This window comes from Azotobacter vinelandii CA, from assembly GCF_000380335.1.
Lineage (GTDB): Bacteria > Pseudomonadota > Gammaproteobacteria > Pseudomonadales > Pseudomonadaceae > Azotobacter > Azotobacter vinelandii.
In genome coordinates this window covers 5289920-5305052 of the sequence record NC_021149.1, presented here as the reverse complement: position 1 = coordinate 5305052, position 15133 = coordinate 5289920, and the positions used below count along the sequence as shown (strand labels likewise).

Annotated in this window: 9 protein-coding genes; 4 read left to right on the top strand and 5 right to left on the bottom strand. The window is 69.3% G+C overall.

Annotated elements, in window-relative coordinates; all coding sequences use genetic code 11:
* Positions 1-597: 597 nt before the first annotated feature.
* The 5 genes from AVCA_RS23720 to AVCA_RS23700 are packed head-to-tail and all read right to left on the bottom strand — an operon-like array spanning position 598 to position 7373.
* A complete protein-coding gene (locus AVCA_RS23720; RefSeq protein ID WP_012703625.1) occupies positions 598-1995 on the bottom strand; it encodes an ABC transporter ATP-binding protein in 1398 nt (465 codons plus the stop codon).
* Positions 1992-2780: an ABC transporter permease gene (locus AVCA_RS23715; RefSeq protein WP_012703624.1), complete on the bottom strand. Its 789-nt coding sequence runs from the start codon at positions 2778-2780 to the stop codon at positions 1992-1994. Before AVCA_RS23715 ends, AVCA_RS23720 begins: the two co-directional genes overlap by 4 nt.
* Positions 2777-3715, bottom strand: coding sequence for an ABC transporter permease (locus tag AVCA_RS23710; RefSeq protein ID WP_012703623.1), 939 nt, complete (start codon positions 3713-3715; stop codon positions 2777-2779). The genes AVCA_RS23715 and AVCA_RS23710 overlap by 4 nt, the downstream gene beginning before the upstream one ends.
* Positions 3712-5244, bottom strand: coding sequence for an ABC transporter substrate-binding protein (locus AVCA_RS23705; RefSeq protein ID WP_012703622.1), 1533 nt, complete (start codon positions 5242-5244; stop codon positions 3712-3714). The genes AVCA_RS23710 and AVCA_RS23705 overlap by 4 nt, the downstream gene beginning before the upstream one ends.
* Complete coding sequence (locus tag AVCA_RS23700) at positions 5244-7373, bottom strand: TonB-dependent siderophore receptor (protein ID WP_012703621.1); 2130 nt, start codon at positions 7371-7373, stop codon at positions 5244-5246. Before AVCA_RS23700 ends, AVCA_RS23705 begins: the two co-directional genes overlap by 1 nt.
* A 344-nt stretch (positions 7374-7717) precedes the next feature.
* Between AVCA_RS23700 and glmU the strand changes: the two genes are divergently transcribed.
* The 4 genes from glmU (at position 7718) to glmS (ending at position 14755) form a co-directional block, all read left to right on the top strand.
* Positions 7718-9082 (top strand): bifunctional UDP-N-acetylglucosamine diphosphorylase/glucosamine-1-phosphate N-acetyltransferase GlmU, encoded by a 1365-nt coding sequence (gene glmU / locus AVCA_RS23695; RefSeq protein WP_012703620.1) that lies wholly within the window; start codon positions 7718-7720, stop codon positions 9080-9082.
* A gap of 11 nt (positions 9083-9093) precedes the next feature.
* Positions 9094-11958, top strand: coding sequence for a 3'-5' exonuclease (locus AVCA_RS23690; protein WP_012703619.1), 2865 nt, complete (start codon positions 9094-9096; stop codon positions 11956-11958).
* Between the two features lie 182 nt (positions 11959-12140).
* Entirely contained in the window at positions 12141-12905 is a 765-nt protein-coding gene (locus AVCA_RS23685) for a DeoR/GlpR family DNA-binding transcription regulator (protein ID WP_012703618.1), read from the top strand.
* Positions 12906-12919: 14 nt separating this feature from the next.
* Positions 12920-14755, top strand: coding sequence for a glutamine--fructose-6-phosphate transaminase (isomerizing) (gene glmS / locus AVCA_RS23680; protein ID WP_012703617.1), 1836 nt, complete (start codon positions 12920-12922; stop codon positions 14753-14755).
* Positions 14756-15133 lie beyond the last annotated feature (378 nt).

Below are 15133 nucleotides of genomic sequence, written 5' to 3'. Positions count from 1 at the left end.
CGACCCTCTCCCCGGAGGGGAGAGGGAGGCATGGATGATCCACCAGGCCGTCCAGGACATGCCGCCGCCAGCGCATTGCCGGCAGTGAGGCACGGCTTCTCCCCTCTCCCATGTGGGAGAGGGGTTGGGGGAGAGGGTAGTTGGCGGCTCTCTGCGGGCTGGTTCCCCTCTCGCCGCCGCCAGCGCATTGCCGGCAGTGAGGCACGGCTTCTCCCCTCTCTCATATGGAGAGGGGCCGGGGGAGAGGGTAGTTGGCGGCTCTCTGCGGGCTGGTTCCCCTCTCCCCGACTCTCTCCCCGGAGGGGAGAGGGAGGCATGGATGATCCACCAGGCCGTCCAGGACATGCCGCCGCCAGCGCATTGCCGGCAGCGAGGCGCGGCTTCTCCCCTCTCTCATATGGAGAGGGGCCGGGGGAGAGGGTAGTTGGCGGCTCTCTGCGGGCTGGTTCCCCTCTCCCCGACCCTCTCCCCGGAGGGGAGAGGGAGGCAGGGTTGATCCGCCAGGCCGCCCGGGACGTGCCGCCGCCGGCGCATTGCCGGCAGCGAGGCGCGGCTTCTCCCCTCTCCCATGTGGGAGAGGGGCCGGGGGAGAGGGAGCTACCCCAGCCGCAAGGTGCGCTTGCAGACTCTCTCTACCAGTTCGGGATCGTGGCTGACCAGCAGCAGGGCGCAGCGATGCTCGGTGGCGACGGACGTCAGGAGCTGGACGACTTCCCGGGCGGTGATCGGGTCCAGCCGGGAGACCGGCTCGTCGGCGAACAGGAACACCGGTTCCAGCAACAGCGCCCTGGCGATGGCCAGGCGCTGCAGTTCGCCGCCCGACACCTCATGCGCGGGCCGTTCGAGCAGGGTCGGGTGCAGGCGCAGGCGTTCCAGCAGGGGCGGCAGCCGGGAGGCGTCGAGCCGGTGCAGGCGGAGCAGGTCGGCGAACAGGCGGCCCAGGGGGATATCGGCAGCGAACGCGGCGGGCGGGTCCTGGTACAGCTTCAGGTACCTGTGCCGGGCGATACCGGGAGCGCGCGCCACCTGGCCGGCGTCCGGCGCCAGCAGGCCGAGCAGGATGTCGCCCAGGCTGCTCTTGCCGCAGCCGCTGTCGCCGACCAGGCCGAGGATCTCGCCGCGGCCGACGCGCAGGTCGAGTCCCTGGAACAGCCGTTTCCCACCATGGCGCTTGGCGAGGCCGCGAGCTTCGAGGACGGCCGGTCCCGGCTCGCCGTCGGCGCGGCGCTCGATCCGTGGCCAGTGGCCGGGCGCCGCCTGGATCAGGCGGCAGCTGTAATCGGTCGTCGGGGCGTTCAGCACCTGCTCGGCCGGGCCTTCCTCCAGCGGGCGTCCGCCGCGCATGACCAGCACCCTGCCGCCGATCCGCCGTGCCACTTCCAGGTCGTGGCTGATGGTCAGCACGCAGCCTTCCTCGCCCTTGCGGCGCAGCAGCTCGGCGATATGGTCGCGCCGGTCGGCGTCCAGTCCCTTGGTGGGCTCGTCGGCGAGGACGATCTGCGCGCCGCCGGCCGTCGCGGCGCAGAAGGCCAGGCGCTGGGCCATGCCGCCGGAAAGCTGGCCGGGCAGCTTGTCGCCGGCCTGCTCCAGGCCGACGCCGGCCAAGTCGCGGCGGGCGTTCGCGGCGGCCCGTTCCGCGTCCTGTCGCAGTACGCAGGCGTAGACCTCGGCGACCTGCCGGCCGGCGCGCATCAGCGGGTCGAGGGCGTGCCAGGGTTCCTGCGGCAGCATGGCGAGGCGCCGGCCCCAGAGGCATTCCAGTTCGCGCCGGGACAGCGTGGCGAGGTCCCGGCCATCGATCTGGATGCTTCCGCTGGCGCGCAGCGAGGGCGGCAGCAGGCCCATGATGGCCTGGATCAGAATGCTCTTGCCGGCGCCGGTTTCGCCGAGGATGGTCAGCCGTTCGCCCCTGCAAAGGCTCAGCGAGAGGTTTTCCAGCAGCGGCCGGTCGCCGGCGTATACCGAGAGGTTTTCGATTCGCAGCAGCGGCTTCATGGGTGTTTCCCCGCCAGGAGCTGCAGGCCCAGCACCAGCAGGAACACGGCCAGGACCGGCTGGGCCAGCACCCAGGGCGCGTCGCTGTAGTAGGGAAAGAGTTCCACCATCATCAGACCCAGCTCGGCGGTGGGTGGCTTCAGGCCCACGGAGACGAAGCCGAGCGCCGCCAGGGCGAGGATCGCGCCGGCGGCGCCGAAGGCCGCCAGGCTCAGCAGCGGCGCGAGCATGGCCGGCCAGAGGTGGCGGCGGAAGCAATAGAGGCGGCCGAAGCCGAGCATCCGCGACGCCTGCATGGGCGGCGAGGCGACCACGCCGCGGGCGATCGCGCGCACCACGCGGAAATACTCCACCCAGAGCACCAGCGAGATGGCCAGGTAGAGCATCGGCAGCGAGCCCGGTGCGAGGCCGGCGAACAGCAGGATCAATACCAGCCCCGGCAGCGCCAGCAGCAGGTTCAGGAAAAAGGACAGCACCCGGTCGAGCAACCCCCGGCGCCAGCCGGCAACGACACCCAGGGCGATGCCCAGGCTGGCCGAGGTCGTCACGCACAGCAGGCTCAGCAGCAGCGACAGGCGTAGCGCCGCACCCATCCGTGCCAGCATGCTGCGGCCGAACTGGTCGGTGCCCAGCGGCTCGCCCAGGCTGGGCGGGGCGAAGGCGTTGGCGAGGTCCTGCGCGGCCGGGTCGCCCGCGTTCAGCAGCCATTCCAGCACGGCGAAGCCGGCGAGGCCGACCAGAACGGCGGCGCCGATACGCTGGCCGGGCTTGAGACGAAGCCTCATTCGTCGCTTCTCCCGCGCGGGTCGACCAGGTGGCAGGCCAGGTCGACCGCCAGGTTGAGGCCGACGAAGATCAGCCCGAGGGTCATGGCCGCGCCCTGGATCATCGGCACGTCGCGGTTGAAGACCGCGTGGGCCAGCCCGTGGCCGAGGCCTGGCCAGGAGAACAGGGACTCGATCATGACGATGCCCTCGATCGCGCCGGCCAACTGGATGCCCAGGAAGGCCAGCACCGGCAGGGCGCCGTTGCGCAGGCCGTGGCGGACGAAGGCCTGGGCGAAGCTCAGGCCCTTGACGCGAGCGAAGGCGAAGAAGGCCGAGGCGATGACCGCGCCGGCACTGTGGCGCACCACGCGGTTGGACACCGCGGCCATGGACAGCGCCAGGGCGATGGCCGGCAGCACCAGGTATCTGGCGCCGTCGAAACCGGCCACCGGAAACAGGCGCAGCTCCAGGGCGAAGATCAGCAGCAGCAGCAGGCCGATGACGAACACCGGCTGCGCGCGCAGGAAGGCCGACGCCACCAGCGCGGCGCGGTCGAACCAGCCCTCGGCGCGGAAGGCGGCGAACAGGCCGACCGGCACGGCGATCAGGATGGCGATCAGCATGGCGGCGCCGGCCAGCAGCAGGGTGTGGCCCAGCAGGTGGAGGATCTCGCCGAGCACCGGCAGGCCGCTGACCAGCGAGTCGCCCAGGTCGAGGCGCAGCAGGTCGAACAGCCATTCCAGGTACAGGCGCCAGGCCGGCCGGTCGAGGCCCAGCTCGGCGCGCACCGCTTCGGCGGCGGCCAGGTTCACCTGGTCGTAGCCGTAGCGGCCCGCGGCGATGCGAAAGGCCATGTCGCCGGGCAACAGGCGCATCAGCGCGAAGCCGAGGGTGCCGACGCTCCAGCAGACGAAGGCGGCCTGGCCCAGGCGCTTCAGGAACAGATGGATCATGGGCTCGCGAAGCTCATCCGGGAAATGCGGTAGTTGCGCTCGTAGGGGTCGAAGCCGAAATCCCGCACGCGGGCCGCGACGGCCGTCTGTTGCGTGTAGAAGAGCACCGGGATCACCGGCAGTTCCTCGGCGAGGATGCGCGCGATCCGCCGGGCATCCGCCCGGTAGCGCGCCGGGTCGCGTTCGGCTTCGAGCCCTCTCAGCAGGGCCGGCAATTCCTCGTTGCGCCAGCCCATCGCGCCCCAGTCGCCATTGCCGCCGTCGCCGTAATCGGCGGCCAGCAGGCTCAGGGGATCGGCGACGTTGCCGTAGTTGCGCGCCACCAGGGCCAGTTGCAGCGAGCCGTCGTGGTGGGCGGAAGGGATGCCGCTGGAGTTGACGATGCCCACGGCGACGGCGACGCCGACCTCGCGCAGTTGCGCCTGGATGGCCGTGGCGACCACCGCCAGTTCGGGGCGGTCGGCGTAGGTGACCAGGGTCAGCCGGAAGCGCTGGCCGGCGCGTTGCAGGATGCCGTCCGGCCCCGGTCGCCAGCCGAGATCGGCGAGCAGTCGCCGCGCGCGTTCGGGGTCCCGGCGGATCGGCGGCAGGTCGTCGAGGTGCCAGTCGGCCAGCGCCGGCGGGATCAACTGGTTGGCTTCCATGCCGGGCACGCGCACCAGGTGGCTAGCGATGCCCTGGCGGTCCAGGGCCAGGCTCATGGCCAGCCGGGCATCGCGCTCGGCGAGGAACGGATGGCCGGCGTTGAGCTTGATCTGGATGGTGCGGGGGATGGCGTCGGAATGCACGCGGATGTCCTTCTGCCGGCGCAGCAGGTCCAGGCTGGCGGGGTCGAGGGTGTAGACGATGTCGGTCTGCCCGGCCATGACCTGCAGGGCGCGGCTCTCGGCGCGGTGCCCGGTGAGGTAGAGCGCTTGCGGGATGCGCGCCGGGGTGCCCCAGTAGCCGTCGAAGCGGGTCACGCGGATGCGGTGCGGCGGATCGAAGGCTTCCAGGCGGTAGGGGCCGGTGCCCTGCATCCAGCCGACCTCGCTGCCGTCCCGGTAGGAGGCGGGGGAGAGGATGACCGTCGAATAGTGCGCCAGCAGCGCACCCAGCGGGTTGTAGGGCCTGGCGAGGCGGATGGCCACGCCCAGCCGGTCCTCGGCGCGGATCTCGACGATCGGCGCCGAGCGCAGCACGCCGGGCTTGCGCCGAGCGATTTCCAGCGCCCGGACCACGGCATCGGCGTCCAGCGGCAGGCCGTCGTGGAAGCGCACCTTCTCGCGCAGGCGCAAATGCCAGGTCAGTCCGTCGTCGTCGACTGCCCAGCCCTGCGCGAGGCCGGGCAGCAGCCGGCCGGCGTCGTCCACCTCCAGCAGGCTCTCGGCCACCTGCAGGCGGGTATAGACGAAGCCGTCGCGCGCCGGGTCCTGGCTGGTGAATTCGAAGGGACCGCCGAGGGTCAGCACCTCCGGGTCCTGGTTCGGGCCGCAGGCGCCCAGGCAGGCCAGCAGCGACAGCAGGCAGAGGTGGCGGAACGGACGCATCACAGGCTCCACGCCAGGCTGAGGTTCAGGTTGCGCGGCTCGCCGGGCATCACCCAGAGGCTGCTGTAGGAGCGCTCGTAGTAGGTGCGGTCGAAGACGTTGTTCAGATTGAGGCCGAGGCTGAGCCGGTCGCTGACGCGATAGCGCGCCAGCAGGTCGACGGTGGTATAGGACGGCAGCTCGAAGCCGCTGTCCTCGGCATCGCCGGAACGCTCGCCGACGTAGTTGAGCGCGCCGCCCAGCTCCAGGCCGTGCAGCGGGCCGCCGTGGAATTCGCGGACGCCCATCAGGCTGGCGCTGTGGCGCGGCACATTGCGCAGGCGGCTGCCGGTTTCCAGGGTATTGTCCTCGGTCACCTCGGCATCCACGTAGGCATAGGCGCCGATGATGCGCAGCGACTCGCCGAGCCGGCCACTGAGCTGCAGGTCGACGCCTCGGCTCCTGACCTCGCCGGTGGCGATCTGGTAGGACGTGTCGTTCGGGTCGCTGGTGAGCACGTTTTCCTTGGTCAGGTGGAAGGCGGCGACGGTCATGCCCAGGCGCCCGTCCAGCAGGTCGAGCTTGACGCCCGCCTCGTAACCGACGCCTTTTTCCGGCTCGAAGGGGCTGCCGCCGGCGTCCGCGCCGCCGTTGGGCTTGAACGAGCGCGAGGCGTTGGCGAACAGGCCGACCTCGGGCGTCAACCGGTAGAGCAGGCCGAGGCGCGGGGTGAGTTCTTCCTGGGTCTGCCGGGCGCGGCTGCCGTTCACCTCGTTGTCCAGGCGCTGCCGGTAATGGTCGTAGCGGGCGCCGAGCAGGACGAACAGCCGTTCGCCGAGGCGCATCCGGTCCTGCAGGTTGAGCGAGCGGGAATGCACCAGTTCGTTGGTGTGTGTGCTGCGCCCGCCGACGCCGGTGCTGAACGGCGGGCGTGGCTGCCCGTAGAGCGGCGCGTAGAGGTCGAGGGTGGCGGTCGGCCGCGAGCGCAGCAGGCGTTCGTCCTTGGCGTAGCGTTCGTATTCGCTGCCGATCAGCAGGTCGTGCTCGATGCCGCCGGTCCGCAGCCGACCGCGCAGTTCCAGTTGGGCGATGCCGTCCAGCCAGTCGTAGTCCCGGTAGCGCAGGTCGCGGTTGAGCGTGCGGCCGTCCGCGGCGAGGCTGCTCGGTTCGGTGGCGTAGCCGTTCATCCGGCCCTGCTTGTAGTGACCGGCCAGGCGCAGGGTCCAGTCCGGGGCGAGGTCGTGCTCCAGTTCGGCCTGCAGGGTTTCGTTGTTGTTGCGGATTCTGCCGTCGTCCGGTTCGCCGAAGAAGGCGGAACGGGAGATCCGGCTGAGCCGGCCGCCGGGGGCGACCACGCCGCGGTCGAAGACCTGGCGGTTGCGGATCACCTCGGCCTGGACCAGCAGGCGGGTGTCCGGGTCGATGCTCCAGGCGAACGCCGGCGCGAAGAACTGGCGCTCGCCGGCCCGGTAGTCGCGGAAACTCTGGTTGTCCTCGATGGCCAGGTTCATGCGCAGCAGCATGTCCTCCCGCTCGTCCAGCGGCGTGTTCAGGTCGAGGCTGCCGCGGTAGCGGTCCCAGCGGCCGGCGCCGAGGTCGAGGCGGGCGAAGCGCTCGCGCTGCGGGCGCTTGCTGACCAGGTTGACGGTGCCGCCCGGATCGCCCCGCCCGTACAGGCTGGAGGCCGGCCCCTTGAGCACTTCGACGCGCTCGATGTTGGCCGCGTCGGGCGAGTTCATGTAGCCGCGATTGACGCTGAAGCCGTCCTTGTAGAACTCGGCGGTGGTCAGGCCGCGCACGCTGTATTCGTAGAGGGTCAGCCCGCCGAAGTCGTTCTGCCGCGCCACGCCGCCGGCGAAATCCAGCGCCCGCTCGATGCGTGGGCTGTGCAGATCCTCCAGCACTCGGGCGGGAATCACGCTGATCGACTGCGGGATTTCCTCGATCGCGGCATCGGTCTTGGTGGCGCTGGCCGAACGCCGGGCACGGTAGCCGCGGACCGGGCCGCTGGCGCTCTCCTGGTCCGCGTCGATGGCGATGGCTTCGAGAACCGCCGGCTCCTCCACGCCCTGGCCGGAGGCGGTCCCGGACAGCAGACCGAGAATCATCCCGGTCATCAACAGAACGGGCGTGTCGTTTCGCTGAATCATGCAGCTTTCTTCTTGGCTACGAATCGGGGGGCACACTAATGGCGTGGCCCGCACCTGTCTGTCGGCCGGGCGACACCCGGAGCGGGCTCCGCGCAGCCACGGCAGGGCAGCGGCGAAGGCCGGCATGGGCCGGTGAACGCGAAGGCGCTTACCGTTACATCATAACGTTTCGGCTACGCCCGGATAAACGCTCCGCCGCGGGCCCGTGCGGGAAAACCCGTGCCGCGGGTGCTGCCGGACATTGAAAAGCCGGGCCCCAGGGGGCAAAGTCTGGCCCGGTCGCCCTTGCCCGCGCGCCGGGCTTGGCCGAGGCTTCAACCATCGCCATGTCCAGGATCCTTCCCATGTCCCTCGATATCGTCATTCTCGCCGCCGGCCAGGGCACGCGCATGCGTTCCGCCCTGCCGAAAGTCCTGCACCCGGTCGCCGGCAATTCGATGCTCGGCCATGTCGTCGCCACGGCCCGCCAACTGCAGCCGCAGGGCATCCACGTGGTGATCGGGCACGGCGCCGAACGGGTGCGCGAGCGGCTGGCGGCGGACGACCTGAACTTCGTCCTGCAGGCCGAGCAACTGGGCACCGGGCACGCCGTGGCCCAGGCGCTGCCGGCACTGTCCGCCGAGCGGGTGCTGATCCTCTACGGCGACGTGCCGCTGATCGAGGCGGACACCCTGCGCCGCCTGCTGGCGCAGGTCGGCCCCGAGCGCCTGGCCCTGCTCACCGTGGACCTGGTCGATCCCAGCGGCTACGGGCGGATCGTCCGCGATGCCGCCGGGCGGGTGGTCGCCATCGTCGAGCACAAGGACGCCAGCCCCGAGCAGCGCGCCATCTGCGAGGGCAACACCGGCATCCTCGCGGTGCCCGGCGCGCGCCTGGCCGACTGGCTGGGGCGGCTGTCCAACGACAATGTCCAGGGCGAGTACTACCTCACCGACGTGATCGCCATGGCGGTGGCCGACGGCCTGACGATCGCCACCGAGCAGCCGCAGGACGCCATGGAGGTGCAGGGCGCCAACGACCGCCTGCAGCTCGCCCAACTGGAGCGCCACTACCAGTCGCGCGTCGCCCGAAGGCTGATGGCCCAGGGCGTGACCCTGCGCGATCCGGCGCGATTCGACCTGCGCGGCGAAGTCGAGGTCGGCCGCGACGTGCTGATCGACGTCAATGTGATCCTCGAAGGCAAGGTGATCATCGAGGACGGCGTGGAAATCGGCCCGAACTGCACGATCAAGGACAGCACCCTGCGCCGGGGCGCCCAGGTCAAGGCCAACAGCCACCTGGAAGGCGCCGAGCTGGGCGAGGGCGCCGACTGCGGTCCCTTCGCCCGCCTGCGTCCGGGCGCGGTGCTGGGTGCCAAGGCCCACGTCGGCAACTTCGTCGAGCTGAAGAACGCCGTGCTGGGCGAGGGCGCCAAGGCCGGGCACCTGTCCTACCTGGGCGATGCCGAGATCGGCGCGCGGACCAACATCGGCGCCGGCACCATCACCTGCAACTACGACGGCGCCAACAAGTTCAGGACGGTGATGGGCGAGGATGTGTTCATCGGCTCGAACAGCGCCCTGGTCGCCCCGGTCGAACTCGGCGCCGGCGCCACCACCGGCGCCGGCTCGGTGATCACCGAGGATGTGCCGGCCGGCAACCTGGCCCTCGGCCGTGGACGCCAGCGCAATATCGAAGGCTGGCAGCGGCCCACCAAGCAAAAGAAATAGGATATCCGCGCATGCGTGTGCTGACCTACGCCGGGCTCGAACCCGGCCGGCTGAAGACCGCCCTGAACAAGGCCATGGCCGCCATCGGGCGCGACGACTGGCGCAGCGTCGACCTGAAGAAGCTGGCGCCGACGCCCTATTTCCGCATCAAGCTCGACCAGGCCAGCCGGCTGCTGCTGAGCTTCGTCCGCTACCGGGACGAGACCGTCTGCCTGGCCCTGGAGGTCATCCCCAACCACGCCTACGAGAAATCCCGCTTCCTGCGCGGCGCCAGGGTCGACGAGGCGCTGATCGAGGAAGCCGACGCGGCGCAGGCCGAGGCCGCCGCCACGCCGGTGCGCTACCTGCATCCGGGGCGCGGGGAATTCCACCTGCTGGACAAGGTGATCTCCTTCGACGATGCCCAGGAAGTCATCTACCGCCTGCCGCCGCCGGCGATCCTGGTGGGCTCGGCCGGTTCCGGCAAGACCGCCCTGACCCTGGAGAAGATGCGCCAGGCCGAGGGCGAACTGCTCTACGTCACCCAGTCGCCCTGGCTGGCGCGCAATGCCCGCGAACTCTACTTCGCCAACGGCTACCGCAACGACGCCCAGGAGCCGCAGTTCCTCGCCTACCGCGAATTCCTCGAAACCCTGAAGGTGCCGGAAGGCCGCGAGGTGAACTTCCAGGCCTTCAAGGCCTGGTTCGAGCGGCACCGCCAGCAGTACCGCTTCACCGACGCCCACCAGTGCTTCGAGGAGTTCCGCGGGGTGATCGGCAGTCAGCCGGAAGGTGCGCTCGACGAGGCCGCCTACCTGGCCCTGGGCACCCGCCAGTCGATCTTCCCGGCCGAGCGGCGCGCCGCCGTCCACCAGTTGTTCCGGCGCTATCAGGCCTGGCTCGCCGACAGCGGCCTGTACGACAGTAATCTGGTCGCCCAGCGATGGCAGGCGCTGGCCGAGCCCACTTACGACTTCGTCGTCGTCGACGAGGTGCAGGACTTGACCAACGCCCAGTTGGCGTTGGTACTGAAAACCCTCAGGAAACCCGGCCAGTTCCTGCTCTGCGGCGACTCCAACCAGATCGTGCACCCCAACTTCTTTTCCTGGAGCGCAGTCAAGGGCCTGTTCTGGCGCGATCCCGAGCTGGCCGAGCGGCAGACCCTCTCGGTACTGCGGGTCAACTACCGCAACGCCCGCGAAGTCACCCGGGTGGCCAACGACCTGCTGAAGATCAAGCATGCCCGCTTCGGCTCCATCGACCGCGAGAGCAACCACCTGGTCGAGTCCGCCTCCGACGAGACGGGCGAGGTGCGCCTTTTGGCCGACAAGGACGCGATCAAGCGCGACCTGGACGCCAGAACCCGCGCCTCCACCCTGTTCGCCGTTCTGGTGCTGCGCGACGAGGACAAGGCCGAGGCGAGGAAGCACTTCCGCACGCCCCTGGTGTTCTCGGTACACGAGGCCAAGGGGCTGGAATACCCCAACATCATTCTCTACCGCTTCGTCTCCGACCAGCGCCAAGCCTATGCGGAAATCTGCGAGGGGGTCACCGCCGCCGACCTGGACAAGGACGAGCTGGACTACCGCCGCGCCCGCGACAAGCAGGACAAGTCGCTGGAGATCTGGAAGTTCTACGTCAACGCCCTGTACGTCGCGCTGACCCGCGCGGTGGAGCGGCTCTACCTGATCGAGAGCGATCACGGACATCCGCTGCTGCAACTGCTGGGCGTGCGGGGCGGCGAGGCCCGGCTGGAAATCGAATCCAGCAAATCCAGCCGCGAGGACTGGGAGCGCGAGGCGCACCGCCTGGAGCAGCAGGGCAAGCAGGAACAGGCCGAGGCGATCCGCCGCGACATCCTCCGGACCCGCCAGGTGCCCTGGCCGGTGTGGAACTGGGAAACCGCCACGCCGATGATCGAGCGTGCCCGCGATCCTCGGGAAGTCTCCAACAAGGTGCGTCAGCAACTGCTCGACTTCGCCCTCTGGCACCAGCAGGAGCGGCACATCGAGTACCTGTCCGATACGCTGCACTGGAATCCCGCCGTGCAACTGATCGCCAACGCCCGCCAGGGCTCGATCTGGCGCACCCGCGACAGCCTCGTCGAGCGCCAGCTCGGCGCCTACCACAAGAAGAACTTCAAGGACATCCTCGTCCAGTGCGACCAGTACGGCGTCGACCACCGCACGCCGATGGACGCCACCCCGCTGATGCTAGCCGCCCTGGCCGGCAACCTGCCGCTGGCGGAGGCGCTGCTCGAACGCGGCGCCGATCCCGAACAGCGCGACCTGTTCGGCCACAACGCGCTGTCCTATGCCCTCGGCCGCGCCGTCGAGGACGAGGAGTACGCCGCCGATCCCCTCGGCGCGCTCTATGAGCGCCTGGCGACTCCGCTGGACCTGGAAGTGGAGGGACGGCTGATCCGCCTGCAGCCGCAGCAGGGCGAATACCTGCCGCTGCAACTCATGCTGGCCGGTCTCAAGGTGCTCGGCTCGCAACTGACCCACAGTCAGGAGTACCCGATCGGCCGGCGCTACGGCTTCTACGCCGACTACCTGATGCGCAACATCACGCATTTCCCGGCTGGCGTGCTGCGTCCCGAGCGCAGGAAGCGCACCTACTTCAACCAGGTTCTGGCCCGCGCCGAAATCGACAGCGGCTACCGTCCGGCGCGCAAGCTCTGGCAGCGCGTGCGCAACGGTCACTACCTGCCCAGCCCGGAACTGAAGCTGCGCGTGCCCGACGGCGACGGCCAGGGCCGCTGGCTGCCGCTGTACGAGCTGCTGGCCGGCCGGCAGATCCTCGCCGGCAATGCCTACCTGATGGTGGGCGAGTCGCTGCGCTGGATAATGAAGGACGACAGCGAGCACGACCCGCTGGATTTCGGCCTGCTATGAGGACGGGGCGGCAGGTGTTGCCTTCGTCGCGATCCTCTCCAGAAGGCCGACAGGCCCAGGACAGCCCGTTCCGCCGATGAAGGCGGAGCGGCGCATTCGTCGGCCGTGGAAGCGGGCTCCTTGACCGCCTGCGCGCTTTGGGTTTTGATTCGTCACATTATCTTTCGAATCGAAACTTAAAGATGTCGAAGCGAAACACACCGCAACGCCGCCATGCCATCCTCGCCCTGCTCGCCGAACGGGGCGAAGTCAGCGTCGACGAACTGGCCAGACGCTTCGAGACCTCGGAGGTCACCATTCGCAAGGACCTCGCCGCCCTGGAGAAGAACGGCCTGCTGCTGCGCCGCTACGGTGGCGCGGTGCCGCTGCCGCAGGATCTGGCCGAGGACCGCCCGCTGTCCGCCGGCAAGCAGGCGATCGCCAGGGCCGCCGCCGCGCGCATCCGCGAGCACGCGCGGATCATCGTCGACAGCGGCAGCACCACCGCGGCGATGATTCCCGAACTGGCGCACAAGCGCGGGCTGGTGGTGATGACCAACTCCCTCGACGTGGCCAACGCCCTGCGCGAGCTGGAGAACGAGCCGGTGCTGCTGATGACCGGCGGCACCTGGGACCCGCATTCGGAATCCTTCCAGGGCCAGGTCGCCGAGCAGGTGCTGCGCTCCTACGACTTCGACCAGTTGTTCATCGGCGCCGACGGCATCGACCTGGCGCGTGGCACCACCACCTTCAACGAGCTGCTCGGCCTGTCCAGGGTCATGGCCGAGGTCGCCCGGGAAGTCGTCGTCATGGTCGAGTCCGACAAGGTCGGCCGGCGGATTCCCAACCTGGAGCTGCCCTGGAGCAGCATCCATACCCTGATCACCGACGAGCGCCTCCCGCCCGAGGCGCGCGGACAGATCGCGGCGCATGGCGTGGAACTGGTCTGCGTCGCCGTACCCGCCTGAAGGAGAACCACACCATGTGCGGAATCGTTGGCGCCATCGCCGAACGCAACATCACCCCGATCCTGCTGGAAGGGCTCAAGCGCCTGGAATACCGGGGCTACGACAGCGCCGGCGTGGCGGTGATCGATGCCGCCGGCCAGCTCGCCCGCTGCCGGCGCTCCGGCAAGATCGCCGAACTGGAGCAGGCGCTGCGGGCCGCGCCGCTGGCCGGTCGCCTGGGCATCGCCCACACCCGCTGGGCCACTCACGGCGCGCCGCTGGAGCGCAACGCCCACCCGCACTGTTCCGCCGGCGAGGTGGCGGTGGTGCACAACGGCATCATCGAGAACTACCTGCAACTGCGCGAGCGCCTGCAGGGCCTCGGCTACCGCTTCGAATCGGATACCGATACCGAGGTCATCGTCCACCTGCTGCACCACAAGCTGCAGGAAACCGGCGATCTCACCACGGCGCTCAAGGCGATCATTCCCGAGCTGCACGGCGCCTACGGCCTGGCGGTGATCGGTGCCGGCCAGCCGGACCGCCTGCTCGCCGCGCGCAGCGGCAGTCCGCTGGTGATCGGCCTCGGCCACGGCGAGAACTTCCTCGCTTCCGACCAGATCGCCCTGCGCCAGGTGACCGACCGTTTCGTCTACCTGGAAGAAGGCGACATCGCCGAGATCCGCCGCGACGGCGTGCAGATCTGGGATGCCCAGGGCCGCCCGGTGCAGCGCGAGACCCTGCAGTACCGCGACGGCGCCGAGGCCGCCGACAAGGGCGAGTTCCGCCACTTCATGCTCAAGGAGATCCACGAGCAGCCGACCGTGGTGCGGCGTACCCTGGAAAACCGCCTGGCGGCCAGCCACGTGCTGGTCGAGGCCTTCGGTCCGCAGGCGGCCGAACTGTTCGGCCGGGTGAAAAACGTGCAGATCGTCGCCTGCGGCACCAGCTTCCATGCCGGCATGGTCGCCCGCTACTGGCTGGAGGGGCTGGCCGGGATTCCCTGCCAGGTCGAGGTGGCCAGCGAGTTCCGCTACCGCAAGGTGGTGGTGCAGCCGGACAGCCTGTTCGTCACCATCTCGCAGTCCGGCGAGACCGCCGACACCCTGGCCGCCCTGCGCAGCGCCAGGGAACTCGGCTACCTGGCCAGCCTGGCGATCTGCAACGTCGGCACCAGCTCGCTGGTGCGCGAGTCCGACCTCTGCCTGCTGACCCAGGCCGGCCCGGAGATCGGCGTCGCCTCGACCAAGGCCTTCACCACCCAACTGGTCGCCCTGCTGCTCCTGACCCTGGCCCTCGGCCAGGCGCGCAGCAGCCTGGGCGCCGGGGTCGAGGCCGAACTGGTCGAAGAGCTGCGCCGACTGCCGGCGCGCCTCGACGAAGCGCTGGCGATGGACGACACCATTCAGCGGATCGCCGAATTCTTCGCCGACAAGAACAACTGCCTGTTCCTCGGCCGCGGCGCCCAGTACCCGGTGGCGATGGAGGGCGCGCTCAAGCTCAAGGAAATCTCCTACATCCACGCCGAGGCCTACCCGGCCGGCGAACTCAAGCACGGCCCCCTGGCGCTGGTCGACGCGAGCATGCCGGTAGTCACCGTGGCGCCGAACAACGAGCTTCTGGAAAAACTCAAATCCAACCTGCAGGAAGTCCGCGCCCGCGGCGGCGAACTGATCGTCTTCGCCGACGGCGAGGCCGGCATCCACAACGGCGAAGGAACCCGCCTGGTACGGATGCCGCACATCCACCACCAGTTGGCGCCGATCCTCTACACCGTGCCGCTGCAATTGCTGTCCTACCACGTCGCGGTGCTCAAGGGCACCGACGTCGACCAACCGCGCAACCTGGCCAAGAGCGTGACGGTGGAGTGAAGGGCGTGGCCCGTGCCGCGACTGATACGGGATGGAAATAAAGTTTCATCCCGAGTCGAGCGAGAGGACGTGCGCACTGGCGAGGTGCCGCGTTCTTGGCTGGCTTGCTGTGGTAGGTGGAGATTGGCCGGGAGCTGCCGTTCGCGAAGGCCTCTTACGACCCAAAGCGGACGTTTAATCAGCGGCAAACGACTAGTTGAGCGCGACGCAATGCGGAGCCTGTGAGATCTCCAGAAACTCTGCTCGCTTGATCGAGGATGGCGGACCTGGACTAGGAGTTCGATTTGACACTTGATTGGTAGCGATCACGGTAGCGGAGAACATCCCTTCTCACTCTCCACATCCTTAGAATCCGGAAGCCTGATAGCCCCCATTTCC

What these genes read in the sequence shown, in the direction of transcription:
- AVCA_RS23720 (WP_012703625.1), bottom strand. Translation starts at nt 1,995, where the DNA reads ATGAAGCCGCTGCTGCGAATCGAAAACCTCTCGGTATACGCCGGCGAC.
- AVCA_RS23715 (WP_012703624.1), bottom strand. Translation starts at nt 2,780, where the DNA reads ATGAGGCTTCGTCTCAAGCCCGGCCAGCGTATCGGCGCCGCCGTTCTG.
- AVCA_RS23710 (WP_012703623.1), bottom strand. Translation starts at nt 3,715, where the DNA reads ATGATCCATCTGTTCCTGAAGCGCCTGGGCCAGGCCGCCTTCGTCTGC.
- AVCA_RS23705 (WP_012703622.1), bottom strand. Translation starts at nt 5,244, where the DNA reads ATGCGTCCGTTCCGCCACCTCTGCCTGCTGTCGCTGCTGGCCTGCCTG.
- AVCA_RS23700 (WP_012703621.1), bottom strand. Translation starts at nt 7,373, where the DNA reads ATGATTCAGCGAAACGACACGCCCGTTCTGTTGATGACCGGGATGATT.
- glmU (WP_012703620.1), top strand. Translation starts at nt 7,718, where the DNA reads ATGTCCCTCGATATCGTCATTCTCGCCGCCGGCCAGGGCACGCGCATG.
- AVCA_RS23690 (WP_012703619.1), top strand. Translation starts at nt 9,094, where the DNA reads ATGCGTGTGCTGACCTACGCCGGGCTCGAACCCGGCCGGCTGAAGACC.
- AVCA_RS23685 (WP_012703618.1), top strand. Translation starts at nt 12,141, where the DNA reads ATGTCGAAGCGAAACACACCGCAACGCCGCCATGCCATCCTCGCCCTG.
- glmS (WP_012703617.1), top strand. Translation starts at nt 12,920, where the DNA reads ATGTGCGGAATCGTTGGCGCCATCGCCGAACGCAACATCACCCCGATC.